This is a genomic window from Flavobacterium restrictum (assembly GCF_007097245.1).
Lineage (GTDB): Bacteria > Bacteroidota > Bacteroidia > Flavobacteriales > Flavobacteriaceae > Flavobacterium > Flavobacterium restrictum.
The window spans coordinates 74,505-101,473 of sequence record NZ_VJZT01000004.1; the positions used below are offsets into that span (position 1 = coordinate 74,505).

Sequence of the window (26,969 nt, forward strand, 5' to 3'; positions counted from 1 at the left end):
TATAGAATTTCAGATTTTAGCTTTTTTTACAAATAATCATAATCAATTTGGGTCAAATACAAACCGTGAGCAGGAACCGAAAATCCAGCTTTGTCTCGGTTTTTATTTATAATAATTTCGTTGAAATCAGCTACGGTGATTTTGTGTAACCCAACGTTTATAAGGGTGCCCACAATGGCGCGAACCATATTGCGCAGGAAACGATTAGCCGAAATGGTAAATACAATTTGCGTATTTTCTTGATTGTTAGTACCTCGAGTCCAATGTGCTTTGAAAATAGTACAATCAAAAGTGTTGACATCGGTATTTACTTTCGAAAAACATTGAAAATCAATATGATTAAACAATATTTGAGACGCTTCATTCATCAAATCCAAATCTAGTTTTTGATGAAAATACCAGCTTCCGTCTTGCAAAAAAGCGTCTTTAAAAGTATTGATGTGGTATTCGTAGGTGCGTTTCTGGGCATCAAAACGAGCATGCGCATCATCATGAACGGGAATGATTGCATAGACCACCACGTCTTTGGTCAAATAGGAATTGAGTTTGTGAACTAAAGTTGGACTGTTTATTAGGGTCTCAAAATCAAAATGGGCATACATTTCTTTGGCGTGAACACCAGTATCTGTGCGTCCTGCACCCATAATAGTAATGTCCGTATTCAACACAACTGATAGCGCCTTGTTCAACGTTTCCTGAACAGACGATGCGTTGGGTTGGTATTGCCATCCGTGATAATGGGTTCCGTTGTATGCTAGTTTTATAAAATACCTCAAGATTAGATTTCAGAATTTAGATTTACTTCGTCAGTTTGCTATCGCTCGTGTCAGATTTCAGATTATTCTGAAAAAAGTCAAATTACACATTTTGAATGGCAAATTTACAAAGAATGTTTGTCGTTTGAAACTAGATCTGTTTTAAAGTTGCCATAAATTAAATAACAATCATCGTATAATGTAGTGTTTTAAAAATCAGACAAAATGAAGTAACAAATTGACTTTGAGCTATTATTGACAATGTTGCTTCTTTTGACTTTACGACTTTTAAACTTTCGACTTACTTATATCATAAATCTAAATTCTAAAATTGCCAATTTTCCATCTTAAATAATAACTTTGCGACTTGGAGTCTTTGAGGCAAAAAACAAGCCGTAAACTTTGTAAATTAGTGCCTTTGTGGCGATACAACATGAAAAAAATACTTTTGCTTTCGGATACGCACAGTCATATTGATGAGACTATTTTGAAATATGTCGCTTGGGCTGATGAGGTCTGGCATGCGGGCGATATTGGCGATTTGGTAGTGACAGATTCCATAAAAGCATTGAAGCCTTTGCGTTGCGTTTATGGCAATATCGATGATGCTAAAGCCCGAATGGAATTCCCCCTACACAACCGGTTTGTTTGCGAGGATGTTGCTGTTTGGATCACACATATTGGTGGGTATCCCGGAAAATACAACCCAAATATTAAGGAGGAAATGCGATTGAATCCACCAAAATTGTTCATTTGTGGGCATTCGCATATTCTAAAAGTACTATTTGACAAAACGCATAATTTCTTGCACATGAATCCGGGTGCGGCAGGAAAAAGTGGTTTTCATCAAGTGCGAACCATGTTGCGCTTTGTGGTGGAAGGGGATAAAATAAAGGATCTTGAAATTATTGAAATAAAAAAATAACGCTTATATATCGTTTATTGGAATTAGTAATTCGACAGTTGTTCCGTAATTTATTTTTGAAATCACACTAAACTCACCCTCCATATTTTTTATTCTTGCCCGAACTTGGTTGAGTCCAAAACCTTCAACGACATGAAATTTTTTAGTATCAAAACCTTTGCCGTTATCGGTTATGATAATGTGTAATTTAGCCCCTTTTTCGTCGATGCGACAAATGGATTTACTGGCTTTACTGTGTTTGATAATGTTGTTTAACAGTTCCGAGATGATGAAATAAACTTTCATTTCTAACTTTTCGGGATATCGTTTTTTAATGGGGATTGAATTATGGAACTCAAAGGTTATTCTTGAATTCGAGTTTTTTTCGCATAAATCATCCAAGGCAAATAACAGCCCAAAACGCACCAAAAGCGCTGGCATTAATTCATGGGATAAATCGCGTATTTTGAGATGCGCTTCGGATAAAATATATTTTGTTTTTAGGATTTCTTCGCTTGGAGTATGGCTGGAGGAGGTAAAAACATTTAAGTGTAAGCCCGCCGAGGATAGTAAAGCACTTATATTGTCGTGCAAAAAAGCTGCTATTTTTTTTCGCTCCAATTCTTGTCCGTCTATCGAGGCGTTTATGATATTTTGCTGGATTTTACTTTGTATATCCTTGATTTTATTTTTTTGTTTGAGCTGTTTATTTTGTGTAAAAAAGTAAAAAAGCACAAAAAGGGTCAACAATAAACTAATGACAACGATTACAATTTTTTTGTTTCGGGATTGCTCTTCTAGGAGTACGTGCTGTTTGGTTTTGTAATCGGTTGCTATTTTGTCGATGTCTCTTTTGTATTCATCAATTTGGAGATTGATGCCCGCCACATTGGTTTTTTTTAGTTTTTCTTCGGTATTGAGCGCATCGGTTATGGTGTTGTAGGCGTTCAAACAGGTATAGGCGTATTTGAAATTTCCAGTTTTAAACAATAATTTCGAATATTCTTGATACGTATAGGAGAGGTCTGATTTTTCATTTCCTTTGTTTCCTAATTCTATGGCTTTTTCAAAATAAAAGACAGCCTTTTTAGTCTCATTTTTATAGCTATAATACATGCCATTGAGCATATTTAAAGCCACAATTGTCGATTCACCTCCATAATTTTGATGGTGTTTATTGATAAAATTTAGATAGGGTAATCCATTTTGAAACTCACCAATATCAAAATAAGCCCATGTAATATTAAGTTTGGTAAAGACCATTTGACTGGAATCCTTCATTTCCCTGCTGTAGCCCAATGATTTTTTATAGTAGTAAATTCCTTTTTCGTATTGCTTTTTGTCAAAACAATAAATATTGCCTAAATTGTTGTTAATCCAGTTTTTAAGTATTGTATTATTTGTTTTATTGGCGTACAAAAGCCCTTTTTTATAAAAATAAAAAGCTTTGTCAAATTCGGCCAATTCATCAAAATTGGCGGCAATGGTATTGTAGCAGGAAGCGATTCCATTATTATCTTTTGCAGCAATAGCATATTTTAGGGCTAATCGGGATTCGAGTAATGATTTTTCAAAATTTCCAGCTTTCATGTTCGCATTGGCGTTGTGAGCAAGTTGGGTAATTTCGTTTTTAGTAAGCGTGTTTTTTTGAGCAATGCTTTGATTGGTTGCTAAACTTATAAAAAGCAGTATTATAAGGACTTGAATGTTGGACATCGCTACTTAAAAACGGTTTAGGGTTTCAATAAATTATTTTTCAAAGCATATTTGACAATACTAATCGAGTTTTTGGCACCTATTTTTTTCATGATATTTTTGCGATGGGATTCTACAGTATTCATGCTAATGTAGAGTTTATCACTAATTTCTTTTCCGCTGTATTCTAACGAAATTAGGATTATAATTTCGATTTCTCGATCTGATAATTGTATTTTCGATTTCTTTTTCTCGCTGGTTAATTTGGCTATATTTTTGGTGGCATTTTGAAATAATTTCTCTCGAATATTTTCACAAAAATACTCTTGGCCATGCCAAACAACTTGTATGGCTTCGATGATGTTTTCGCCAGCACATTGCTTGGTCAAATAACCACTAGCACCTAGTTTCATAACTTCATTAACGAGTTTTAAATCATCATAACTGGATAAAATAATGACTTTGCAGGGAAAGCCTTTTTGAGCAAATTCTTTGAGTACCTCGATACCATCTTTTTCAGGCATACTAATGTCTAAAACAAGAATTTCGGCGGCATTGTGGGTTACTTCGTCATAAATGGTACTTCCGTTTAAGGAGGTACCTACAACTTCAAAATGTGAAATTGTTTTCAGCAAATTTTCAATACCATCAATTAAAATTTGATGGTCATCTGCCAAATGGATTTTAATAGGATTCATAGGTTTATTTGGGGGATAACTATTTTCAAATTTATAAAAAATAATTCAGTATTTATAAGATTTTTTTTATTCTAAAAAAGAAAAAAGCCTAAATCGCTTCTTTTCAGGACACAAAAAAACCCGAACTGTTACATTCGGGTTTCCTTCGCACAAAAAAATTAAGTTTATAGGTTTATCTCAATCTGTCCACAGATTTTACAAGATCCTCATCCTTCTTGATGGCTTTATTAGCTAAAACTAATAACACGATAGCCAAGATAGGTAGAAACATCCCAATACCTTTCTCCGAAACTGTAGTTGTTCCTCCAGATAGATTTAGTGAACGATATACAAACAATCCTAATAAAATTAAATTTAATATCATATTCAATCTGCCTAAAACAAATTGATTTTGTCTTTTTTTAAACGAAATAATACTCAATAATGACAATGTAGTGCTCAAACCAAACAAAACAACATAGGTTTGATCAAACATAAAAAAAAAGTCTTTACCGTTTTTGAGCACCCACAAAGGGAAAATAAAAGGTAAAACTAAAGTCACTACCAACGCAAGAAGTAAATATATAGTTTGAATTCGCTGTATCATTTTTCTAATTTCTTTTACAAAAATATATTTTCTTTTCAATAAATACTATTGTATGATTGAATTTTATTTGTATTATTGCATAACAATACCGTAAGCACTTCATACTGCGGTTCATTCAAAAAAAAGTACCATCTATCTTTTCATTATTTCTCCCAATTAATTAAACTAATCGAATATTCATGTTTGATATTTCTGCATTAAAAGAATTGAAGCTTTCTGAACTTCAAGAAATAGCTAAAACAGCTAAAACCATAAAATTTAACGGTGTAAAAAAAGAGACCTTGATTAGTCTTATTTTAGAACATCAAACCACAACAACTAGTTCGACTCCAGACACTAATAATGAGGTAAAGTCCGACGATAATAAACCTAAAAGAGCCCGAATTGTTCCTGTAAAAAAAGCAAGTATTGCTAAAAACACACCTGCTGATTTATTTGCAAAAGAAGCAATTGAGTTACCTGAAACTATTGTAAATCCTGAAATTGTCGTTGTTGAAAAACAGGAAACGGAAGTTGAAATTAAAAATATCCCCGAAAAGAAAGTAGGTAAAATTATAAAATTTAATAAATCAGCTTACGAGAAAAAGGTAGCCTTGCAAAAGGAAAAAGAAGCCAATAAAGAAGCCACTGTTGATGCCGAAATAGCGACTGAACTTGATGCTACTCCAGCTACCGAAGTGCCAGAAAGTCCCGCACCTGCACCAGTAAAGAAAGTAAATCCCAACCAGCTGAACAAACAAAATCAGAATGGTGTAGGGAATCAAAATCCAAATTTTAAGAATAAAAAAAATAATTTTGCCGCCTCGGATTTTGAATTTGACGGTATAATAGAAAGTGAAGGCGTACTCGAAATGATGCCGGATGGCTATGGTTTCTTGCGTTCTTCGGATTATAATTATTTGGCTTCGCCAGATGATATTTATTTGTCGACCTCACAAATTAGATTGTTCGGACTCAAAACTGGTGATACCGTAAAAGGGGTGGTGCGACCTCCAAAAGAGGGAGAGAAATTTTTCCCGTTGGTACGCGTTTTAAAAATAAATGGTCACGATCCTCAAGTAGTTCGGGATCGGGTATCTTTTGAGCATTTAACACCCGTTTTTCCATCCGAAAAATTCAAATTAGCCGAAAAAGGAAGTTCCATTTCCACCCGAATTATCGATTTGTTTTCGCCTATAGGCAAAGGACAGCGCGGTATGATTGTAGCCCAACCCAAAACGGGGAAAACCATGCTACTCAAAGAGATTGCTAATGCCATTGCGGCCAATCATCCCGAGGTGTATTTGATTGTTTTGTTGATCGATGAGCGTCCAGAGGAAGTTACCGATATGCAACGAAGCGTGCGTGGAGAAGTAATTGCATCGACCTTTGATAGAGAACCGCAAGAACACGTAAAAATTGCCAATATTGTTCTCGAAAAAGCCAAGCGATTGGTCGAATGTGGGCATGATGTGGTCATTCTTTTAGACTCGATTACCCGTTTAGCAAGAGCCTATAATACCGTTCAACCCGCTTCTGGGAAAGTATTGAGTGGTGGTGTTGATGCCAATGCGTTACAAAAACCAAAACGCTTTTTTGGAGCGGCACGTAATGTAGAAAATGGAGGTTCTTTAAGTATTATCGCCACTGCATTGACCGAAACAGGCTCTAAAATGGACGAAGTAATCTTTGAAGAATTCAAAGGAACTGGAAATATGGAATTGCAATTGGATCGTAAAATTGCCAATAAACGTATTTTTCCAGCCATAGATTTAACCTCATCAAGCACCCGTAGAGATGATATGTTACTAGATAAACAAACCCTGCATCGCATGTGGATTATGCGAAAATACCTTTCGGATATGAATCCTATCGAAGCGATGGATTTTATAAACGATCGTTTCAAGAAAACTAGAAACAACGAAGAGTTTTTAATATCAATGAATGATTAAAAAAACCAGAATACTTTATAAAAAAAAGCGATTTTCAATAACTGAAAATCGCTTTTTTTATAAAGTTAATCTAGATTATTAGTGACCACCACCAACTTCTATATCATGACCAATTCCTTGTTTTTGCAAAATAGCAATTACTTTCCAACCGTAAAAAGCAATAAAGGCAAAACACAATACAGGAATAAAATACGAAGTGTGAATACCAACAATATCAGCTAATTTTCCTTGAAGTGGAGGAATAATACCACCACCTAAAATCATCATTACCAAAAATGCAGATCCTTGAGAAGTATATTTTCCTAATCCTGCAATGGCTAATGAGAAAATACAAGGCCACATAATACTTAAGAATAATCCACCGCTCATAAATGCAAAAATAGCAATTGTTCCAGTAGTGAATAAACCAATTAGCATAGCAGTCATACCCATAAAACCGAAAATCATTAACGTTCTTGACGGTTGGTCTTTTCCTAAAAAGAAACCAGCTACTTGGAATAATATCACAAATGCATAAGCATATAGTGGTGTTATATCTTGTCCCGAAATTGCATTAGCAGCCAAGACTACTCCAAAAGCTACATACGGGATTACAATCAATAAAATCTTTTTAAGTTGTGATGAAGGATTGAAAACAGAAATGGCTCCAGCCCAACGACCAATCATTAAACTTCCCCAATACATGGACATGTATGGTGCTAATCCTGGGCCAATAATAGAACCAAAATCAGGCGTTTTTAATAATTCCCCAAGATTACTACCTATAGTTACTTCGACACCCACATATGCGAAAAGGGCTAACATTCCTAAAACCAATTGTGGGTATTTCATAGCTCCCCAACCTTCTGGGTTTTTTTGTGCCGTTGTATTGGCAAACAATAATCCAATCACAACTACTAATAACGTAGAAATAGTTAATGACAATCCTAAATAATCTTTCTCTTTATTTTCGATAAAACGAGTGATAAATTCAGGATCTTCGTAACGAGAAAATATGTAAGCAAAAATAGCTACCAAAATTATAGTAATTGTTATTAGGGTTTTCAAGGCTTTATTCGCAGTTTCGAATGAAGAATCACTTTTTCCAGAAGGTAATTTTTTGGAAAAATGAAATAATGCTGCCGCCAATAAAAATAAACCACCAACAAACACATAAAGAATTCTCATGGAATCCAAAGAATCTGGTTTTTGAGCAAATTCTTCGATGCTAACGCCAGAGATTACGCCAAATAAAGCATAAGAAACCACGATTGGTCCTATTGTAGTTCCAAATGAATTCACGCCACCAGCAAGATTTAGTCTACTGGATGCGCTATGGGGTTCTCCTAATGATGCTGCAAAAGGCTGTGCCGAAGTTTGTTGCAACGAAAATCCTAAAGCAACTATAAACAAGGCACCAAGAATGAACAAGTAACTTCCTTGTGTTACCGCTACTATCATTAATACGGCACCAAAAGTACTAATTGACAATCCGTATATAATTCCTTTTTTAAATCCCCAACCGTTCAATATGTCTTTTTTTGCAATGCTGCTAAAAATAAAAAGAAGTATTGCACCTATATAATATGCGCCATAAAATGCAAAATCGATTAGTTGACTTTGAAATTGGTCTAGGCCAAATTTTGCTTTACAAAATGGGATAAAAACACCATTTGATGCTCCAATAAATCCCCAAAAGAAGAATACGGTAATTAATGTGTAAAGAGCCGAATTATTCGACTTAACTTGTTCTGAATTCATAATTTTTTTTGGTTTTTTTTAATTAATTATTTCTTTTTTTGCTGCAAGACTGTAAATATATTTCTTAAGTAAACTAAAAAAAAATATTTTGCTATAAAACTGTTAACTTTTATACAAACAGCACAATTTATCCAACAAAGGGCATTTTTGTTGCTATTTTGATTGTAATTTGGGGTATTTTACACAAAGATTATTCTAGGATTTTGCTTTTTACTTCCTTGCTATAATTGCGACCAATGGGAATGGTATGGGATAAAATTTGAATTCGATTGCCTTCAATTGTTTTTATTTTATCAACTGCAATGGTGTAGGATTTATGAATTCTCAAAAAACGATCTTGAGGCAACTCCTCGGTTAAGGAAGTGAGTGATTTGTGGGTAATATAGGTTTTGTCTGCAGTGATTATTTTTATGTATTCTTTCATTCCTTCTACAAAAAGAATTTCATCAATAGTTATTTTGACCATTTTTTTATCGACTTTAATAAAAATATGCGGTTCAATACGGTGGTTTTCAACTTTGATGTTGTTTTTTAAATTGAATTCGGAGGAGATTTTGGTGATACATTTTATAAATCGAGGTAGCGGAATGGGTTTGACCAAATAATCTAAAACATCCAAATCATAACTTTCGGCGGCAAATTCTCTAAAAGCGGTGGTTATAATTATTTTGGCTTTATTATCCGTTTCAATGAGTTTAATTAGTTCGAAACCCGTCATTAATGGCATGTTAATGTCAAGAAAAATGGCATCGACAGTCGTGTTATTAATGAATTCCAAAGCTTCTAACGAGTTGTAAAAAGTACCAATAATTTCAAAATCTGGAAAATTATTAAAATAATTGACCAAGACTTTTACTGCAAGCGGCTCATCATCAATCAATACGCACTTAATCTTCATTTTGTATCGGTATTTGTAAACGAATAATGTAGTAATTGAACTTTATTTTGTGTTCTAGCGAATATTTATTTCTGAAAATTAATTTCAACCGCTTTTTTGTATTGGTTAAACCAATTCCTTTTTTGGCATTTAGATTTTGTGAAATTACAAAATTATTTAGGATTTCAAAATGCAAAGTGGTATCGTCAATAATTTTGCAATTGATTTTTATTTTGAGATTGTTGTTATTAATGCCCCCATGTTTGAACGCATTTTCTAGAAGTGAAATGAATAATAAGGGAGGAACTTTTACATCTTCCATATTCGATTCTAGATTTATGGTTACATCCACGTGCTCGAAACGGAGTTTTTCGATGGCAATATAATTTTGGATGTAATTGATTTCTTTTAGCAAAGGCACAAACTTTACGCCTTCAATATCGTACAAGACATATTCCATTAAGTGGGATAATTTTATTATTGCATCTGGCACTTTATCCGAGGATTCTAATGAAAGTGCGTATAAATTATTCAAGGTATTAAAGAAAAAATGCGGTTGAATTTGTGTTTTTAAATACTTGAGTTTGATCTTGTATTGGTTTTCTCTCAAGGCTCGGTTGCGATCTCTTTCTTTGAGCCACGTTAGGGTTAAATAAATCGAGGATGCCATAGCGAGTACGTACAATTCGCCAATGCAAACGGCAATAACATGATTGGTTTCAAAGGGTTGGTAATCTCTATTGGCTTCGGGCCAAATGTTTTTGGAAATGATAAAATAGGTGAGTCCCGTTTTCAAAATATAAATGACTCCAAGGCTAATCAATAACGAAAACGAATACTTGTAATATTTAGATTGTAATACATACCGAGGTACCAGTATAAAAAGGTTGAAATAAACCAGCGGAATATGCAACGCAAATTCAATTAAATTCGATTTAAACGAATAGTTGTAATCATTGAAATACGCACCCCAACGCAAAAAATTTAATAAAAAATAAATTCCCCAAAACCAAAAATGGTTTTTAAGTTTAATATCAAATTTCATTTCTTTCATTTTCTAGACTACTTTTTTGAGGATATACTATTTTGTTATTCTAAAAATTAGGGCTTTATAAACAGGATGCAACTTTAAACAATTTATCAGTAAAAAACACTTTTTTTTGAATAAAATTTCATAAAAAGCTTTAAACGCTTTAAAATAAAATCAAGAAAACGTTTTCGTAAAACGTATTATTGAACGTATTGTGTCGTTGGTTTAAAAAAAAGAACTGTTGGTTTAAATAATTTTTTTACCACTTGCTATCCTTATACATTTACACCATAACTAACAAAAAACATTTCAATATGAAACAAATTTTCTTAATCGCAATGATTATTTTTACTACGCAAGTTTCCTTTGCGCAAGTAAAAACCGTCAAAGGAGTTGTAACCGATGCAATTGGTGCGCCCTTACCATCGGCCAATGTTCAAGTAAAAGGAGAGTCAAACGGTACCACAACCGATTTTGACGGGGCTTTTACCATTCAAGTAAGTGAAGGCAAAACCCTTGAAGTATCTTATTTAGGTTACGAAACCAAAAGTGTAGTTGTAGGCGATGCCAATACCATCAAAGTACAACTTAAGGAATCTGCATCGACTGCATTGACCGAAGTCGTAGTAACATCGCTTGGAATCAAGAAAACCAGAAAATCATTGACTTATGCCGCTCAAGAACTGAAAGGCGAGGAATTGATTCGAGTAAAAGATGCCAACATTATCAACACCATTGCGGGCAAAATTGCGGGTGTAGCCGTTACCAAAAGTGCAGGGGGAACGGGTGGTTCGACTAAAGTGGTTATTCGCGGGAACTCCTCGGTGAGTAACAACCAACCACTTTATGTAATTGATGGTATTCCGTTGTTTAACGGAACTTCGGGGCAACCTAACAATGCGTTTGGCGATACCGCTGGGGGAAATAGAGATGGTGGCGATGTTGTTTCACTCATTAATCCAGATGATTATGAGGGAATGACGGTTCTTAAAGGTGCTGCAGCATCTGTATTATATGGTTCTCAAGGTGCAAATGGAGTTATTTTACTTTCTTCGAAAAAAGCTAGAGAAGGAAAATCAAACTTAAAAGCATCCTCGGTGACCACATTCGAAACGGCAGCTTATTTGCCAAAATTCCAAAATGAATATGTAGCAGTTGCTGGCGGCGAAGAAACTTGGGGTGCCAAAGGAGCTTCGAATGATCATGTAAAAGATTTTTTTGATACAGGAAATACACAAATCACTTCCTTGGCATTCTCATCGGCATCAGCTATTGCTTCGACTACTTTATCGTATGCCAATACTTCTGGTTCTGGAATTATCCCGGGCAATAGCATCAAGAAAAATAATTTTGGTATTCGACAAACGGCTAAATTTTTTGATGATAAATTAAACGTAGCTGCCAATGCAAATTATACCACTCAAACCATCAATAACAAACCCGTTAACGGATTGTATTTTAATCCTTTGACAGGTGTTTACTTGATGCCAAGAGGAAATGATTTTAACCAATATAAGGACAATTTCGAAGTTTTTGACCCAACTAGAAACATGATGGTGCAAAACTGGATGACCAATAGAGACATTCTTCAAAATCCTTTTTGGGGCATTAATAGAAATAAATCAGAGGATACGAATCAGTTTTTTAATGGTTCAATTGCTTTAGATTACAAAGTAAATAGCTGGTTAACTCTTGCTTCAAGATACAGCTACAACCGCGTTGAAAGTGGTTTTGACAAAAAAATCTACGCCACCACACAAGGAACATTATCTCACACAAACGGGAGGTATATAAACGTGAATACGTTAAGCACCCAACGGTATGGCGATTTTATTGCTACTATTAATACGCAATTCAATCAAGATTTTAGTTTCAATGCTAATGTGGGAACGAGCATTACCAATACATTGGGCAACCAACGCACGACGCTTGATTCAGGAATTGGAGGAGGATTGCAAATTGCAAACTGGTTTACGCTAGGAAACTTTGTGAACAATGCTGGAAATATACAAACTACGGATTCCGCCAAAGAAGTGCAATCTGTTTTTGCCGCCACTACCTTTGGTTACAAGGACAGATTATTCTTGGATGTTGCCGCTAGAAACGATTGGTCTTCTACATTGGTAAATACTAAAAACGCTGGTTTCTTTTATCCATCAGTAGGTTTAACGGCTATTATTAGCGAAATGACAACTTTGCCAGAATTTATTAATTACGGAAAAGTTCGAGCTACTTATGCCCAAGTAGGGAACGATATATTTTCTTTTGTAACCGTTCCAGCATACGGATTTACAGCCGAAGGGAATAAACCACCCGTAGCTGCACCAAGACCTGGATCGTCATTGCGACCAGAATTAAAATCAGAGGTTGAGATTGGTACCGAATGGAAAATGTTCAACAACCGATTGGGATTTGAATTGTCCTATTACAATTCAGAAACGAAACATCAATATTTACAAATTTTGGCTCCTTTGACCAATCCACTTGGCGTGAAGTATTATGGAATCAATGCGGGAAGCATCAAAAATGTAGGTTTTGAAGCTGTTGTGACTGGGAAAATTATAAAATCAGATAAATTCTCATGGGACGCCACAGTAAACTATTCTAAAAATAAAAATACAGTACAAGAAATTCCAACGGATTTAGGAGGAAAAGTAATTTTGACCGAAGCAGGAGTGAATAACTACCGTTATGTTTTAGAACAAGGAAAACCTTTTGGAGTTATCGAAGGCGTAAATATCAAGAAAGATGCGCAAGGTAGAGTATTGCTAAATGCAGATGGAACAATTCAAAAAACAGGTTTTGAAGAAGTAGGAAATGCCAATCCTGATTTTATGTTAGGATTTTCAAACACCTTTAAATTGGGTTCTTTCTTTGCCAATGTGCTTATTGATGCCCGTTTTGGTGGAGATGTAATGAGTTTAACCGAAGCCGTAAATGACGAATTTGGCGTATCAAAAGCAACTGGCGATGCTAGAAACGCTGGTGGTGTAGCCATCAATGCCGTATATCCTAATGGAACCGCATATTCTGGAAAATACCCAGCCGAAAGTTATTACAAACAAACCGGTGGTAGAGCTGGAGCAACAGGCGAATATGTGTACAGTGCAACCAATGTAAGCTTGAGAGAAATTGCTGTAGGCTATACTTTTAGTACCAAAAAACTACCTTTTATTCAAGCAGCAAGCTTGTCATTAATCGCTAGAAATTTAGGTTTTATTTACAAAGACGCTCCGTTTGATCCTAATATTTCATTGAGTACAGGCGAAGGTTTACAAGGTATTGATGTCTACGGAATGCCATCTACAAGAAGTATCGGTCTAAATTTAAACGTAACTTTCTAATCAAAAAATCATGAAATTAAATACTATAAAAAGAACAGCAATTTGTGTTTCCTTACTCGCCGCAGTAAGCTGTACAAGCAATTTTGAAGACATAAATACCAACCCAAATGGTATTACTCCTGAACTATACGAACAAGATTTTAACCACATCAAAGGGTCGTTTGCTCCCATGTTCAACAACATTCTGGTACTCACTCCCGAATGGAAATACCAAGTACAACAAGGTTTGCAAGGTGATATTTGGTCTGGATATATGGCCACTGGAACCGCTTTTAGAGGCGGTACTAACAATACCACTTATGATTTAGTCGATGGTTGGAATGGTTTTGCGTGGGGTGCAGCTTATGGCGATGTTATGTTTAACGCCTACAATGTGGAGCAAAAAGCCAAAGGAAAATACGATCAGTTTTATGCCTTGTCTTTGATTCTAAAAGTCGAAGGAATGCACCGTGTAACCGATACTTATGGGCCAATTGTGTATTCTAAATTTGGAACTACAGATGCAACAATTCCGTACGATTCACAAGACGAAGTCTACAATCAAATGTTCAAAGAATTGGATTTGGCTGTAGCCGAATTAACCAAAAGAGTCGATGCCAACGAAACCTCCACATTTGTAACAACCGACCTTTCGGCATACAAAGGCGATTATAAGCAATGGGTAAAATTTGCTAATTCCTTGCGTTTGCGTCTAGCAATGCGTATCGTGAAAAAAAATCCAACGTTAGCCAAAACAGAAGCAGAGAAAGCAATAGCACAAAAATTTGGCGTCATGACGACCAACAATGATATTTTCAAAGTCGTGTCGCCTACTTACACCAATCCCATTGCTACCATCAGCAATGCTTGGGGCGATGTGCGCATGTCTGCTGATATGGAATCCATTATGGGTGGCTATGCGGATCCTAGATTAGCCGTTTTCTTTAGTCCATCGGTTCAATTTCCGGGACAATATAAAGGAGTGCGTACTGGAATCGAAATCGCTGCCAAAGCGGATCACGTTGATTTTTCGGGAATTGGAGCTATTGTTAATTCTAAAGAAATTGTCCTTATGAACACTGCCGAAGTCTATCTTTTGAGAGCCGAAGGAGCTTTGAGAGGCTGGAATATGGGCGGCACCGCTCAAAGTTTATACGAGTTAGGAATTACAACTTCCTTTGCGCAACACGGCGTTTCGGGCGTAGCAACCTACATTACGGATAATGTAAAAACAGCCAAAGCCTACGTAGATCCTAATTTCCCTGCCAATAATGGTGCTGCAGTCAACAATGTTACCGTAGCTTGGGATGCCGCTGCCGCAAATGAAGTAAAATTGCAAAAAATCATTACTCAAAAATGGATTGCTGGTTTCCCAGAAGGACAAGAAGCCTGGTCAGAATACAGACGAACAGGTTATCCTAAATTGTTTCTAGTACTTAAAAACACCAGTGGCGGAAAAATCGATTCTAATTTAGGCGTTCGAAGAGTCAATTTTGTACAATCCGAAAAAGACGGTAATCCCGGTGGTGTTGCCACAGGAGTTACTAAACTAGGAGGTGCGGACACCGGAGGAACGAGACTTTGGTGGGATACTACTGGAGCTAATTTCTAATAAAAGAAAGTGTTAGAAAATTAAAAAGGTATAAGTAATAGGGCGTTCACTTTTAAAGCAATTGTAAATAAAAAAAAGAACATAAACCACTGATTGTGTTACTATTGCTTATTTTGACTTTACGACATTTAAACTTTCGACTTACTTGCTTATACCTTTTTTAAAAAATGCATACCTTTATAAATAAGTATTAAAACAAAATAAAATGAAAAGTGCTTTAGAGATAAAACCTGACATTAGTTACAAGAGTGCCGGAAAATTTGAAGAAACTAGATTCGAAAAAATTCATAACGAAATTTTCAAAAATTCAGCCGAAGCTTCTATTATTGTAGCCCAAGAAATCGTACAATTAATTCAAGCCAAACAAGCCAAAAACAAAACTTGTGTACTAGGTTTAGCTACGGGTTCGTCGCCTATAAAAGTCTACGAAGAATTAGTCCGTATGCACAAAGAAGAAGGGTTGAGCTTTGCCAATGTGGTTACTTTTAATCTGGATGAGTATTATCCTATGACCCGAGAAAACCATCAGAGTTACCATTATTTTATGCACCAGCATCTTTTCAACCACATTGATATTCTTCCAGAAAACGTAAACATTCCAGACGGAACCATTGCCATCGAGGATTTAAACCAGTATTGCATTGATTACGAAATGAATATTAAAAATGCAGGAGGACTTGATTTTCAACTCCTCGGAATTGGTAGAACGGGGCACGTTGGTTTTAACGAACCGGGTTCGCACATAAATTCTGGAACTCGAATTATTACCTTGGATCACATTACCAAAGTCGATGCGTCATCGGATTTTAATGGTATTGATAACGTTCCCAAAAGAGCGATTACAATGGGTGTTTCTACCATTTTGCGATCCAAAAGAATTGTATTAATGGCGTGGGGACAAAACAAAGCCGAGATTATTAAACGCACTATTCAAGGCGATATCAGCTCCGAAATTCCTGCTACTTTTTTGCAAAATCATACCAATGCTACTTTTGTTTTAGATCAATCTGCGGCTTCAGAATTAACGCGTTTCAAAACACCTTGGCTCGTGGACGAATGCATTTGGACACCTGAACTCAAGAGTAAAGCCATCGTTTGGTTGTGCCAAAGTACGAATCAATCTATTTTGAAATTAACAGACCGCGATTACAACAATAACGGAATGTCCGATCTTCTAGCCCAAGAAGGTTCTGCTTATGATTTGAATATCAATATGTTCAATGTTTTGCAGCATACCATTACAGGATGGCCGGGAGGAAAACCCAATACCGATGATTCGAACAGACCAGAACGAGCAAATCCTGCCAAGAAAAGAATCATACTTTTTAGTCCACATCCTGATGATGATGTGATTTCTATGGGTGGCACTTTTTCTAAATTAATAAAACAAGGTCACGAAGTTCATGTGGTTTATCAAACCTCTGGTAACATAGCTGTTACAGATGATGAAGCTTTGAAATTTGCCGAAGTTTGCAATGATTTTGTGGGCGAAGACAACTCCAAAATCAACTTTTTATCGGTTATTGATTTTATAAATAACAAAGAAACGAATCAAGCAGATTCCCCCGAAGTACGAAAATTAAAAGGCTTAATACGACGACGAGAGTCGTATGCAGCTACGCGATATATTGGTTTAAAGGACGAAAATACTCATTTTCTAGACATGCCTTTTTACGAAACAGGACACGTCAAGAAAAACCCGCTAGGTCAAGCCGACATTGATTGTGTTGCTGCGGTTATTGCCAAAATAAAACCACATCAAGTATTTGCAGCCGGAGATCTCGCTGATCCGCACGGCACGCATGAGGTGTGTTTGAATGCTATTTTTGCAGCTATGAAAGCCCTAAAATCGGAATCGTACATGAACGATTGCTGGCTCTGGCTCTACCGTGGCGCTTGGCACGAATGGGATATTCACGAAATTGACATGGCGGTTCCATTAAGTCCAGATGAGGTTATGTTGAAGCGTCACGCCATTTTATACCATCAATCTCAAAAAGATAGAGTCATGTTTCAGGGCAATGATTCCCGAGAATTTTGGGTGCGTGCCGAAGACCGAAATAAAAATACAGCAAAATTGTATGACAATCTCGGTCTAGCCGAATATGAAGCCATCGAAGCCTTCAAACGTTTTGAGTATTAATTTTGATTTCAGATTCTAGAGTCCTTGAAAAACAGCATTTTTTTTAGGTACCATCACAAAATCTGAAATCAAAAATCGTTAATCCGAAATCAAAATCCTTCCTCACTTTGCACCTTTATTTTTTATGAAATATATCGTTCTCCTTTTATTTGTTGGTTTTTTTGCCAATGGACAACCAGCTACCGAGTCTTTAAATCTAATGCCTTGGCCTCAAAAAATAGAGGTAAAGTCGGGTGTTTTTACTTTGGATAAAAAATTTAAAGTAACGATAACGGGTATGCCTAATGCTAGGATTTTTGCTGCAATAACTCGTTTTTTAAGTCGATTAGATGGTAGAACGGGATTGTTTCTAGAACAAGGATTGATAACCAAATTAAATGAAGCACCAACCGCACAATTGCAAATCAATTGTTTACGAGAAGGAAAAATAGGCTTGTACGAAGACGAAAGTTACCATTTAGATATTCAACAAAACAACATCAACCTCACTGCAACGACTGATTTAGGCGCTATGCACGGTCTAGAAACTTTGCTGCAATTGTTGCAAAATAACAGTACCTCCTTCTATTTTCCAGCAGTAACAATTAGCGATATGCCTAGATTTACTTGGCGTGGTTTAATGATTGATGCAGCTAGACATTTTCAGCCCATTGCTGTTATTAAACGGAATCTCGATGCCATGGCGGCGGTAAAAATGAACGTTTTTCACTGGCATTTAGTCGATGATCAAGGATGGAGAATCGAAATGAAAAACCATCCCAAATTAACGAAACTCGCCTCTGATGGGCTTTTTTATACCCAAGAGGAAATTAAAAATATTGTAAAATATGCCGGCGATAGAGGCATTCTTGTTGTACCAGAAATTGACATTCCCGGTCACGCCACGGCCATACTTACGGCTTATCCCGAAATTGGGAGCAAAGCGGTACAACTGAATGTAAATTCGGGTAAAAAGAAACAATTATTTACCCAGCTTCAATCCTATGAATTAGAGCGAAATTCAGGAATTTTTACGCCTACATTAGACCCTTCTAATCCCAAAACATATCAATTGTTGAGCGAAATTTTTGATGCCGTTTGTCCACTATTTTCGGGAATGTACTTTCACATTGGTGGCGACGAAAACGAAGGAAAGGATTGGGATGCGAATCCAAAAATCCAAGATTTCAAGAAGCAGCACAACTTGGCGAATAATCATGAATTACAAACGTATTTCACGATGCAACTCCTGCCAATGCTCAAAAAACACCACAAAGTAGTAATGGGTTGGGAAGAAATAATGACCAAAAACATGTCTAAAGAGGCCATAATTCACTCTTGGAAAGGCGAAAACGAAGGACTTGCTAAAGGAAGTTCCTTAATAGCAGCTGCCAAAAACGGCTACAAAACCGTACTTTCTAATGGGTATTATATCGATTTGATGCAGTCCGTTGAAGACCATTATAAAAACGACCCAATTCCCGAAAACACGCTCCTAACACCCGAAGAAAAAGCCCGGATTCTAGGAGGTGAAGCCACCATGTGGAGCGAACTGGTAACGGCTACAACAATTGATTCTAGGATTTGGCCCAGAACGGCCGCCATTGCCGAAAGACTTTGGTCAGATCAAAAAATAACAGATTTAGCAAGCTTACGCCAAAGATTGAAAACGGTATCGTTTCGTTTGGAAGAGCTTGGAATTACCCACATTAGAAACAAAGAAGTCTTGTTGCGAAACATAAGTAACAATCAAAAAACAACTGCTTTGGAGGATTTTTCGAATATTTGTGAACCCTTAAAAATCTATTCTCGAAATACCGATGGAACCGAATATAAAACCTATTCCCCATTGACTTTATTTGCCGATGCATGTACGCCCGATGCACCCGATGCGCTCGAATTTGACGCCGCAGTAACTCATTATTTGAATAACAAAACCCCAGAAAATGAAACTGTTGTTACTAATTTCTTGAAAAAATGGATACAAACCAACACCGATTTATTGGCTTTAAGCCAAAACGCACCTTTGCTGCAACCGCTCTTACCACTCTCCAAAAGTGTGAGCGAAACAGCCCAAGTATTGCTATTGAAAATTGAAAAAAAGGAAACTATTTCAGCTGATAAAGCGCAAGAATTGATACTACAATGTCTGTCAAAAGACCACGCCGATGTAGAGTTGGCGGTATGCAATAGCTTAAAAAAGTTATTTTAAGCAATGTAAAATTCAAATAAAATTGGTTTTTTTAAAGTTGAGTTTGGTTATTTATCTTTTACTGTTTTTTATTTTGAATTGCTGTTGTTTTAAGGTGAAACAATAGGCTTAACCTGGTAATTCGTTACCAGGTTTTTTTTATATCAACATTCTATTGTTGTTGATACCCATACTTTTTGAAATAGTGCTAAAAAACACTTTTAGTTGGGAGATATAAACCAGTAAAGTCAGTATTGCAACGGTACTTTTTTGTACATTTAGAAGAAAAAACGAACTAATGCCAACACCAATAATCGTTGCAAAAATCGAAATCCTCAAACGCTACAAACCCATAGCCCCGAATACTCACAAAGGGATTCAAGGGCATGCTTTGTTAATTGGAGGTAGTTATGGCAAAATAGGTGCGATGGTGCTAGGTTCTAAAGCAGCTTTGAAAACAGGTTGCGGACTCGTTACGGTTTTTGTGCCAAAATGTGGGTACGAAATCCTTCAAACCACTAATCCCGAAGTAATGGTTTTAACCGATGTTCAGGAAAAGTACATTTCCAAAATTGAGTACGATTTCACTCCAAAAGCCATTGGAATAGGATCTGGAATGGGGCAGGAAATAATAACCCAAAATGCACTTCACGCTTTTTTAATTGCTAACGAAATACCTTTAGTCATTGATGCCGATGCGCTCAATATTTTATCCCAAAACAAAGGATGGATTTCGATATTGCCCACTAAAACGATTTTTACACCACATCCAAAAGAATTAGAGCGACTCATTGGGAAATGGAATTCCAATAGAGAAAAATTCGAAAAAACAATTGCTTTCTCCAAGTTGCATCAACTGATAATTGTGATGAAAGATGCGCCAACATTCATCATTAATGGTGATACGATTTATGAAAACACAACGGGAAACGCAGCTTTGGCTACGGCCGGAACTGGCGATGTACTCACGGGAATGATTACGAGTTTGCTTGCGCAATCCTACGAACCCATTGATGCAGCCATTCTTGGCGTTTACCTCCACGGATTAACTGCCGATATCGCTCTGCCCGAAACTGGTTATCAGTCGTTTATCGCTTCGGATGTGATTTCGAATATTGGAAAGGCGTATTTGAGTTTGGGGTAAATTTATGAACCATATAAGTCATATAAGGTCATTTAAGTTGGATTAGATATATAAAATCCGTGTTCATCCGTTTCATCTGTGTAATCCGTAGCCAATTATAAACAAAAAAACCGCAAATACACAAATTATAAAATCTGCGGCTAATTTTTTTTATGAATATTATCCCAAAAACGCTTTCAATTCCTGGTACGTTTTGATTTTTAGGCTTACTTTTTCTTTATTCAACACGCTTTCAATTTGTGTGGGAATAGGTAATTTTATGTTCAAAGCTGGTTCCACCACATCCAAGAATTTGATAGGATGAGCGGTTTCTAGAAAAATTCCAATCGCGTTTGGGTGATTTTGCAGTTCTTTTTTCAAGCCTAAATAACCCACTGCGCCATGCGGTTCGGCGATATAACCATCGGTTTTGTAGATGGATTGCATGGCTTCCAAAGTATCGGCATCGGTGTAAGAAAATGAAGAAAAATCTTTTTTGAATAGCTCCAAATCGTTATTGTACATTTCCTGAATTCGGATAAAATTACTTGGATTTCCTACGTCCATAGCATTAGAAATAGTCGCTTTAGATGGTTTTGGATCGTAATTTCCATTTTCCATAAATCGTGGTACGGTATCGTTTACATTGGTTGAAGCTACAAAATGTTCGATGGGCAAACCTAATTTCTTGGCAATAATTCCAGCGCAGATATTTCCAAAATTCCCACTCGGACACGAAAAAACCAACGGTTTGTTTTGTGATTTCAATTGTTTGTATGCAAAGAAAAAGTAGAACATTTGCGGCAACCAACGCGCAATATTTATCGAGTTGGCCGAAGTTAAGTTATGGTGTGACAGACTTTCGTCCAAAAAAGCTTTTTTGACCATATCTTGACAATCGTCAAAAACACCATCAATTTCCAATGCTTTGATGTTTTGTCCTAAAGTGGTCAATTGCCTTTCTTGAATATCGCTCACTTTCCCAGAAGGGTACAAAATCACGACTTCGACACCTTTTACGCCAAGGAATCCACTCGCAACGGCACCTCCTGTATCACCAGAAGTGGCAACCAAAACGGTATTTTTATTGTCTTTTTTGTCTTTGTTGAAATAGCCTAAACAACGCGACATAAAACGTGCTCCCACATCCTTAAACGCCATGGTTGGCCCGTGATACAATTCCAAAGCATAAATTCCGTCCTCGACTTTTACCGTTGGGAATTCAAAACACAAGGTTTCGGCAATGATTTCTTTTAATATTTCGGTTGGAATTTCGTCGCCCACAAATTGCTGAATAGCTTCAAAAGCGATTTCGGCATTGGGTAACTTTTCGATATTCTCGAAAAATTCGGGAGCTAATGGCGTGATGGATTCTGGAAAATACAATCCTCTATCGGTGGCTAATCCTTGTATTACGGCTTCTTCAAAAGAAACTTTTGGGGCTTTGTGGTTTAAACTGTAGTATTTCATTTCTAAATTTTAGATTTTAGATTTTAGATTTTAGATTTTTTAGCAATTTGCTTTACATCTGAATTCATAAATCTTCAATAGTTTTATTCTTGTATTTTATTTTTTAAATCCATTTTGGAATGCAAAAATCGAATGATTTCTATTTTATCCTCATTTACATTGCTGTAAAAAATGATATGTTGTCCTGATTTAAATCCAAAAATTTCCTTGTTTATTTCTTTGTAGCTTCTGCCAAAAAATTGGTTTTGGGCTAATTTTTGACAATCGGCTAACAACTCATAATAATACTTATCCGCTTGATCTTCTGACCAAATTTCGAATGTGTAGTCCCAAATTTCGGATAAATCTTCAACAGCCTTGTTAGTAAGATGAAATTTAGGCATCTCTTTTTTTAGCTTTTAAAGATTCTAAATGTTGTTTGGGATTGAAATTTTCTGCAATTCCACTTTCTATTCCGTCGCTAATTGCTTTTTTAAGAGCCGTTATTTTGTTTTCTTCCTCTTCTAACATTCTCAAACCGGCTCGAATCACTTCGCTTGCATTTTTAAATCTCCCTTCGGAAATTCGACCATCGACAAAATTTTCAAAATAGTCGCCTAAAGAAACGGATGTGTTGCGTCCCATATCTGTGTGTTTTTTGTAAAGTTACCAAAAATAGGTAACTTGTTAAAACTTTTTTTTGGATTAAAAAAATAGAGTTTTGTTGGTAGAAGTTTTTTTATTCTATTTCTAAATCAGTTTTTTTAATCCACAATGAGTTTTTAATTGGATTGTGGTTTTCAACTTTGAATTCGTCTAAATTTTTGTCAAATAATATTAAAACTCTTCCATTATCATTTTCTCGTTCATCAATTACTTTTCCTTTTTCGCCAATCAATTTCCAGTAATTTTCATTCTCATTAATGCTTTTTTTAGGTCTTACTGTTCCTAAAAATGATTTTAGTTTTATTGGAGTGTTTTTTTCTATTTTTTTATTATAAAATCGCATAGCAACTACATCACACTCACCCCATCCGCATTCACTTTCGAAACGTGAATTTCATACGGCAAATTGATTTCGTCATACACGGCACTCATGGCTTTGGCAATTTTTTCGGCGGTTTCCTTTCCTTTGCTCAAGGCAAAAATCGAAGGGCCAGAACCGGATATTCCAGAACCTAAAGCTCCGTTTTCGTAAGCTGTTTTTTTGATTAAATCGAAGCCAGGAATCAACATGCTACGAATGGGTTCGATGATTTCGTCATGCAGGGAACGCCCAATCAACTCATAATCATTCGTGTACAATCCTGCGACCAATCCGCCTACATTGGCCCATTGCGTGATAGCACTTTTTAGAGAAACGGTTTGTTTCAACACCGAGCGCGCATCCGAAGTTTTCAACTCAATTTGAGGATGAACCACGGTAGCATACAATTCGGATGGGCTGTCAATTTTAATAATGTCCAACGGATTCGAACTTCTAACCAAAGTAAAACCGCCCAATAGGCAAGGAGCAACGTTATCCGCATGAGCGTTTCCGCTGGCTAATTTTTCGCCTTGCATGGCAAATTTCACTAACTCTTTTCGGGTAAAAGGTTGTCCTAATAATTCATTGATTCCAAAAACAGCTCCTGCCGAGCTAGCCGCACTACTCCCAATACCGCTTCCGGCTTTGATGTGTTTGTAGATTTCGATTTCAAACCCGAATTCGGTTTCTATTTCTGCTAGCATCGCCAAAGCCGCCACACCAGCTACATTGTTTTCGGTTTCCATTGGCAAATTGGCACCCACAATTTTAGTAATCTGAACGCCCTTCACATCCGTTTTCCGAATAATCATTTCGTCGCCAGCAGTTGCCAAACAAAGTCCCAAAACGTCAAATCCACAGGAAAGATTAGCGATGGTGGCTGGGCAAAATAGTTTTATTTCTGTCATAATTTATTGTTTTTGTAGAGACGTTGCATTGCAATGTCTGTACGCTACGATACGCATCATTATATATTTCCAATTCGAATCACATCGGCAAAAATTCCTGATGCGGTAACTGCTGCACCAGCCCCAGCCCCTTTAATCATTAACGGTTGCTCTACATATCGATCCGTGAAGAACAAAACGATATTGTCTTTTCCTTCTAGGTTGTAAAACGGATGCTCTTTTGGAATAAATCGCAACCCAACATTGGCTATGCCCTTTTCGAATTGGGCAACGTATTTCAAACGAGAATTACTTGCCAAAGCTTCTTTGTAAATGGCTTCAAAATGTGCCGCATTTTTAGTTAAAGATTCAAAAAAGGCTTCGTTTGAAGTTGTAGCCAAACATTCGGCTGGCATAAAGGATTCGTTGGCAATGGCGTCAATTTCCATGTGATACCCACTTTCTCGTATTAGAATTAGGATTTTTCTAGCTACATCTATGCCGCTCAAATCAATCTTTGGATCGGGCTCGGTAAATCCTTGTACTCCCGCTTCTTTCACCACATCATGAAACGAATTATTTTCGTCAAAATTATTGAAAATAAAGTTCAAACTTCCAGATAAAACCGCTTGTATTTTGTGTACTTTATCGCCAGAAGCAATTAAGTTTTTTACGGTATCAATAATAGGCAATCCTGCTCCCACATTGGTTTCAAATAGGAAAGGTGCATTGTATTGTCTAGATAAGTTTTTTAGGTTTTTGTAATTGTCATAGTTAGAGGAACAAGCGATTTTGTTGCAGGTAACCACGGCTATGTTTTGTTTTAAATACTGCTCATAGGTTCTAGAAACACCTTCGTTTGCGGTAATATCTACAAAAATACTGTTGCGTAAATTGAGTGCTTTTACTCGGGTTATGAATTCGTCTTGATTAGCAACTTCTCCCGTTTCAAGGGCAAACTGCCACTCTTTTAAAGCGATTCCATCCTCATCAAAATACATTTTTCTAGAATTGGATATAGCAATAACCCGTACGTTTATTTTTAAGTTCTCTTTTAAAAATTTTTTCTGTTGGTGAATTTGCTCGATGAATTTCTCGCCCACATTTCCCACACCCATTACAAATAAGTTGAGTTGTTTTGTGTTCTCTTCAAAGAAGTTTTCGTGTAGTGTATTGAGTGCTTTCTTGACATCTCTCACATTGATAACCGCCGAGATATTTCGCTCCGATGCACCTTGAGCAATAGCACGAATATTTACATTATTCTTACCCAAAGTGCTAAACATTCGTCCGCTTAAACCTTGGTGATTTTTCATATTTTCGCCCACTAGAGCAATGATGCAAAGGTTTTTTTCGACAATACACGGGTCAATTTTGTTTTGCGAAATCTCAACTGCAAAAGCTTTATTGATGGCAATTTCCGCCGCTTCGGCATCAGCGTTTAAAATTCCAATACAAATTGAATGCTCTGATGAGGCTTGTGTGATAAAAATAACATTGATAGTACCAATTGACAATACTTCGAAAAGTCGTTTTGACGAACCAGAAACACCAATCATTCCTGGGCCTTCGAGAGTAATTAAAGTAATGTTATCGATATGGCTAATTCCTTTTACAGGATTCGCATTGGAGGTCACTTGATTGGAAATAAAAGTCCCTGCAGCAGCTGGTTCAAAAGTGTTTTTGATTAAAATTGGAATATTTTTTCTCAAAACGGGCTGAATTGTAGGCGGGTACAAGACTTTGGCACCAAAATGCGATAACTCCATTGCTTCTTGGTAGGAAATAGTTGCAATAGGCTGGGCTTGTTTGACTAATTTTGGATTGGCAGTATACATCCCGTTTACATCCGTCCAAATTTCTAATTCCGTTGCGTTTACTGCACCAGCGAGTATAGCAGCGGTATAATCTGATCCGCCACGACCTAAAGTAGTACTAATTCCGTCTTGAGACATGGCAATAAAACCAGGCATAACAACTATTGAGGCGTTATTTGTTGAAAAATAAGTTGCAATTAAATCATTGGTAAGGTCAAAATTAACAACCGCTTTCCCGAAATTGTTATTGGTTTTTATGAGTTCACGGCTGTCTTTATAGCTGCTGTTTTGTACTTTTTGTTTAAAAGCTTCGCCAATAATGAAGGACGATAATAATTCGCCAAAACTCAAAATAGTATCCGCAGTTCTGGGGGACAATTCGCCTAATAAATAGCAACCATCCAAAAGCGTTTCGAGGTGATTGATAATGCGTTTTACATGACTTAATAAACCGCTTTGTTCGCTTACAGGAATTAATTGTTTTAAGGTATCGAGGTGTTTTTTCTCAATTTCTAGAACAATATCTTTGTAGGTTTCATCGCTAGATGCTGCTTTTGAGGCGGCAACTTGCAACAAATCGGTTACTTTGCTTAAGGCCGAAACCACAACGATTACTTGGTCTTGTGCTGCTTTCTGGATAACGATATCAAGAACTAATTTTATATTTTCGGCATTGGCTACTGATGTTCCACCAAATTTTAATACTTTCATTTTGTTGTTTTTTATTTTAAAATGCAATGCTTTTATGCCCCCAAGAACCTTCTTTCTTTATAAAAAGAGGCTGGAATAAATTGGATTATATGTAAAAGTGTATACCCCTAAAGGGTAGTTGTAGTGGTTGTAGTAGTAAAAATAAGCACACCGTCAACTCTGTTTAGAGTTGTCATTGTAAGAGGATGATATGTGTTGCTATATTTTACCATTTTGATTTTTCAAAAATACATTTTTTTATAAAAAATAAAATCGGTATTTCTTTTTTTGCGAATATTTTAATTATTTGGATAAAAATAGGTTTTTATTGGTTGTTTATTTCTTGATACCCGATTTTTTTGATAGTATTCTTATTTTTGAATTAAAAAGTGATGCGGTAACTACTCGTCTTTGTTTTTTAAAATTGGTTTTTAACGATTTAATTGGATCATTATTTAGTATTTGGCAGTTTATGAAATTCAATTTCGATGGGTTTGTCCCCAATAAAGGCG

General features: G+C 36.3%; 20 protein-coding genes. 7 read left to right on the forward strand and 13 right to left on the reverse strand.

The genetic code is table 11. The annotated features are described in order from the left end of the window. Window positions 1-26 precede the first annotated feature (26 nt). Complete coding sequence (truA, locus tag FNW21_RS05825) at window positions 27-776, reverse strand: tRNA pseudouridine(38-40) synthase TruA (RefSeq protein ID WP_144255801.1); 750 nt, start codon at window positions 774-776, stop codon at window positions 27-29. A gap of 412 nt (window positions 777-1,188) precedes the next feature. Between truA and FNW21_RS05830 the strand changes: the two genes are divergently transcribed. Beyond that, a complete protein-coding gene (locus FNW21_RS05830; RefSeq protein ID WP_144255802.1) occupies window positions 1,189-1,680 on the forward strand; it encodes a metallophosphoesterase family protein in 492 nt (163 codons plus the stop codon). A 3-nt stretch (window positions 1,681-1,683) separates the two neighbouring features. Here the strand turns inward: FNW21_RS05830 and FNW21_RS05835 are convergent, their stop codons facing one another. The 3 genes from FNW21_RS05835 to FNW21_RS05845 all read right to left on the reverse strand — a co-directional run bounded on the left by FNW21_RS05835 (window position 1,684) and on the right by FNW21_RS05845 (window position 4,638). Then, the gene (locus tag FNW21_RS05835) at window positions 1,684-3,375 is read right to left on the reverse strand and encodes a tetratricopeptide repeat-containing sensor histidine kinase (RefSeq protein WP_144255803.1); all 1,692 of its coding nucleotides are present in this window, start codon (window positions 3,373-3,375) and stop codon (window positions 1,684-1,686) included. 17 nt (window positions 3,376-3,392) lie between these two features. Continuing rightward, window positions 3,393-4,052: a response regulator transcription factor gene (locus FNW21_RS05840; protein WP_144255804.1), complete on the reverse strand. Its 660-nt coding sequence runs from the start codon at window positions 4,050-4,052 to the stop codon at window positions 3,393-3,395. 172 nt (window positions 4,053-4,224) lie between these two features. Then, window positions 4,225-4,638, reverse strand: coding sequence for a DUF4293 family protein (locus tag FNW21_RS05845; protein ID WP_144255902.1), 414 nt, complete (start codon window positions 4,636-4,638; stop codon window positions 4,225-4,227). Between the two features lie 179 nt (window positions 4,639-4,817). Here FNW21_RS05845 and rho point away from each other — a divergent pair, with 179 nt between their 5' ends. After that, window positions 4,818-6,569, forward strand: a complete 1,752-nt coding sequence (rho, locus tag FNW21_RS05850; protein ID WP_144255805.1) for a transcription termination factor Rho — start codon at window positions 4,818-4,820, stop codon at window positions 6,567-6,569. Between the two features lie 78 nt (window positions 6,570-6,647). Here the strand turns inward: rho and FNW21_RS05855 are convergent, their stop codons facing one another. The 3 genes from FNW21_RS05855 to FNW21_RS05865 all read right to left on the reverse strand — a co-directional run bounded on the left by FNW21_RS05855 (window position 6,648) and on the right by FNW21_RS05865 (window position 10,240). After that, on the reverse strand, window positions 6,648-8,309 hold the full coding sequence (locus tag FNW21_RS05855) for an MFS transporter (RefSeq protein WP_144255806.1): 1,662 nt from the start codon (window positions 8,307-8,309) through the stop codon (window positions 6,648-6,650). A gap of 190 nt (window positions 8,310-8,499) precedes the next feature. Beyond that, the gene (locus tag FNW21_RS05860; protein WP_144255807.1) at window positions 8,500-9,207 is read right to left on the reverse strand and encodes a LytR/AlgR family response regulator transcription factor; all 708 of its coding nucleotides are present in this window, start codon (window positions 9,205-9,207) and stop codon (window positions 8,500-8,502) included. Continuing rightward, window positions 9,197-10,240 (reverse strand): sensor histidine kinase, encoded by a 1,044-nt coding sequence (locus FNW21_RS05865; protein WP_144255808.1) that lies wholly within the window; start codon window positions 10,238-10,240, stop codon window positions 9,197-9,199. The genes FNW21_RS05860 and FNW21_RS05865 overlap by 11 nt, the downstream gene beginning before the upstream one ends. A 290-nt stretch (window positions 10,241-10,530) precedes the next feature. Here FNW21_RS05865 and FNW21_RS05870 point away from each other — a divergent pair, with 290 nt between their 5' ends. The 5 genes from FNW21_RS05870 to FNW21_RS05890 all read left to right on the forward strand — a co-directional run bounded on the left by FNW21_RS05870 (window position 10,531) and on the right by FNW21_RS05890 (window position 20,608). After that, window positions 10,531-13,560 carry a SusC/RagA family TonB-linked outer membrane protein gene (locus FNW21_RS05870; RefSeq protein WP_144255809.1) on the forward strand — a complete coding sequence of 1,010 codons (3,030 nt, stop codon included), beginning with the start codon at window positions 10,531-10,533 and terminating at the stop codon, window positions 13,558-13,560. A gap of 10 nt (window positions 13,561-13,570) precedes the next feature. Then, a complete protein-coding gene (locus tag FNW21_RS05875; protein WP_144255810.1) occupies window positions 13,571-15,151 on the forward strand; it encodes a RagB/SusD family nutrient uptake outer membrane protein in 1,581 nt (526 codons plus the stop codon). A 205-nt stretch (window positions 15,152-15,356) separates the two neighbouring features. After that, on the forward strand, window positions 15,357-17,294 hold the full coding sequence (gene nagB, locus FNW21_RS05880; RefSeq protein WP_144255811.1) for a glucosamine-6-phosphate deaminase: 1,938 nt from the start codon (window positions 15,357-15,359) through the stop codon (window positions 17,292-17,294). Window positions 17,295-17,418: 124 nt separating this feature from the next. Further along, the gene (locus FNW21_RS05885) at window positions 17,419-19,485 is read left to right on the forward strand and encodes a beta-N-acetylhexosaminidase (protein WP_144255812.1); all 2,067 of its coding nucleotides are present in this window, start codon (window positions 17,419-17,421) and stop codon (window positions 19,483-19,485) included. 277 nt (window positions 19,486-19,762) lie between these two features. Continuing rightward, window positions 19,763-20,608 (forward strand): NAD(P)H-hydrate dehydratase, encoded by an 846-nt coding sequence (locus tag FNW21_RS05890; RefSeq protein ID WP_144255813.1) that lies wholly within the window; start codon window positions 19,763-19,765, stop codon window positions 20,606-20,608. A gap of 159 nt (window positions 20,609-20,767) precedes the next feature. Here the strand turns inward: FNW21_RS05890 and thrC are convergent, their stop codons facing one another. The 6 genes from thrC to thrA all read right to left on the reverse strand — a co-directional run bounded on the left by thrC (window position 20,768) and on the right by thrA (window position 26,478). After that, a complete protein-coding gene (gene thrC / locus FNW21_RS05895; protein ID WP_144255814.1) occupies window positions 20,768-22,057 on the reverse strand; it encodes a threonine synthase in 1,290 nt (429 codons plus the stop codon). Between the two features lie 83 nt (window positions 22,058-22,140). Continuing rightward, window positions 22,141-22,440 (reverse strand): type II toxin-antitoxin system RelE/ParE family toxin, encoded by a 300-nt coding sequence (locus FNW21_RS05900; RefSeq protein ID WP_144255815.1) that lies wholly within the window; start codon window positions 22,438-22,440, stop codon window positions 22,141-22,143. Then, window positions 22,433-22,681 (reverse strand): type II toxin-antitoxin system ParD family antitoxin, encoded by a 249-nt coding sequence (locus FNW21_RS05905; protein WP_144255816.1) that lies wholly within the window; start codon window positions 22,679-22,681, stop codon window positions 22,433-22,435. Before FNW21_RS05905 ends, FNW21_RS05900 begins: the two co-directional genes overlap by 8 nt. A gap of 94 nt (window positions 22,682-22,775) precedes the next feature. Then, window positions 22,776-23,045, reverse strand: a complete 270-nt coding sequence (locus tag FNW21_RS05910; RefSeq protein WP_144255817.1) for a hypothetical protein — start codon at window positions 23,043-23,045, stop codon at window positions 22,776-22,778. Window positions 23,046-23,050: 5 nt separating this feature from the next. Next, the gene (locus FNW21_RS05915; RefSeq protein ID WP_144255818.1) at window positions 23,051-23,971 is read right to left on the reverse strand and encodes a homoserine kinase; all 921 of its coding nucleotides are present in this window, start codon (window positions 23,969-23,971) and stop codon (window positions 23,051-23,053) included. Window positions 23,972-24,030: 59 nt separating this feature from the next. Further along, a complete protein-coding gene (thrA, locus tag FNW21_RS05920; RefSeq protein ID WP_144255819.1) occupies window positions 24,031-26,478 on the reverse strand; it encodes a bifunctional aspartate kinase/homoserine dehydrogenase I in 2,448 nt (815 codons plus the stop codon). Window positions 26,479-26,969: the final 491 nt, after the last annotated feature.

Excerpts from the sequence above, each read along its gene's own strand:
- FNW21_RS05830 (WP_144255802.1), top strand. The coding sequence starts at position 1,189 with ATGAAAAAAATACTTTTGCTTTCGGATACGCACAGTCATATTGATGAG.
- FNW21_RS05875 (WP_144255810.1), top strand. The coding sequence starts at position 13,571 with ATGAAATTAAATACTATAAAAAGAACAGCAATTTGTGTTTCCTTACTC.
- FNW21_RS05885 (WP_144255812.1), top strand. The coding sequence starts at position 17,419 with ATGAAATATATCGTTCTCCTTTTATTTGTTGGTTTTTTTGCCAATGGA.
- FNW21_RS05860 (WP_144255807.1), bottom strand. The coding sequence starts at position 9,207 with ATGAAGATTAAGTGCGTATTGATTGATGATGAGCCGCTTGCAGTAAAA.
- FNW21_RS05890 (WP_144255813.1), top strand. The coding sequence starts at position 19,763 with ATGCCAACACCAATAATCGTTGCAAAAATCGAAATCCTCAAACGCTAC.
- FNW21_RS05915 (WP_144255818.1), bottom strand. The coding sequence starts at position 23,971 with ATGACAGAAATAAAACTATTTTGCCCAGCCACCATCGCTAATCTTTCC.
- FNW21_RS05870 (WP_144255809.1), top strand. The coding sequence starts at position 10,531 with ATGAAACAAATTTTCTTAATCGCAATGATTATTTTTACTACGCAAGTT.
- FNW21_RS05835 (WP_144255803.1), bottom strand. The coding sequence starts at position 3,375 with ATGTCCAACATTCAAGTCCTTATAATACTGCTTTTTATAAGTTTAGCA.
- thrC (WP_144255814.1), bottom strand. The coding sequence starts at position 22,057 with ATGAAATACTACAGTTTAAACCACAAAGCCCCAAAAGTTTCTTTTGAA.
- FNW21_RS05905 (WP_144255816.1), bottom strand. The coding sequence starts at position 22,681 with ATGGGACGCAACACATCCGTTTCTTTAGGCGACTATTTTGAAAATTTT.
- FNW21_RS05840 (WP_144255804.1), bottom strand. The coding sequence starts at position 4,052 with ATGAATCCTATTAAAATCCATTTGGCAGATGACCATCAAATTTTAATT.
- rho (WP_144255805.1), top strand. The coding sequence starts at position 4,818 with ATGTTTGATATTTCTGCATTAAAAGAATTGAAGCTTTCTGAACTTCAA.
- nagB (WP_144255811.1), top strand. The coding sequence starts at position 15,357 with ATGAAAAGTGCTTTAGAGATAAAACCTGACATTAGTTACAAGAGTGCC.
- thrA (WP_144255819.1), bottom strand. The coding sequence starts at position 26,478 with ATGAAAGTATTAAAATTTGGTGGAACATCAGTAGCCAATGCCGAAAAT.
- FNW21_RS05845 (WP_144255902.1), bottom strand. The coding sequence starts at position 4,638 with ATGATACAGCGAATTCAAACTATATATTTACTTCTTGCGTTGGTAGTG.
- FNW21_RS05910 (WP_144255817.1), bottom strand. The coding sequence starts at position 23,045 with ATGCGATTTTATAATAAAAAAATAGAAAAAAACACTCCAATAAAACTA.
- FNW21_RS05855 (WP_144255806.1), bottom strand. The coding sequence starts at position 8,309 with ATGAATTCAGAACAAGTTAAGTCGAATAATTCGGCTCTTTACACATTA.
- FNW21_RS05900 (WP_144255815.1), bottom strand. The coding sequence starts at position 22,440 with ATGCCTAAATTTCATCTTACTAACAAGGCTGTTGAAGATTTATCCGAA.
- FNW21_RS05865 (WP_144255808.1), bottom strand. The coding sequence starts at position 10,240 with ATGAAAGAAATGAAATTTGATATTAAACTTAAAAACCATTTTTGGTTT.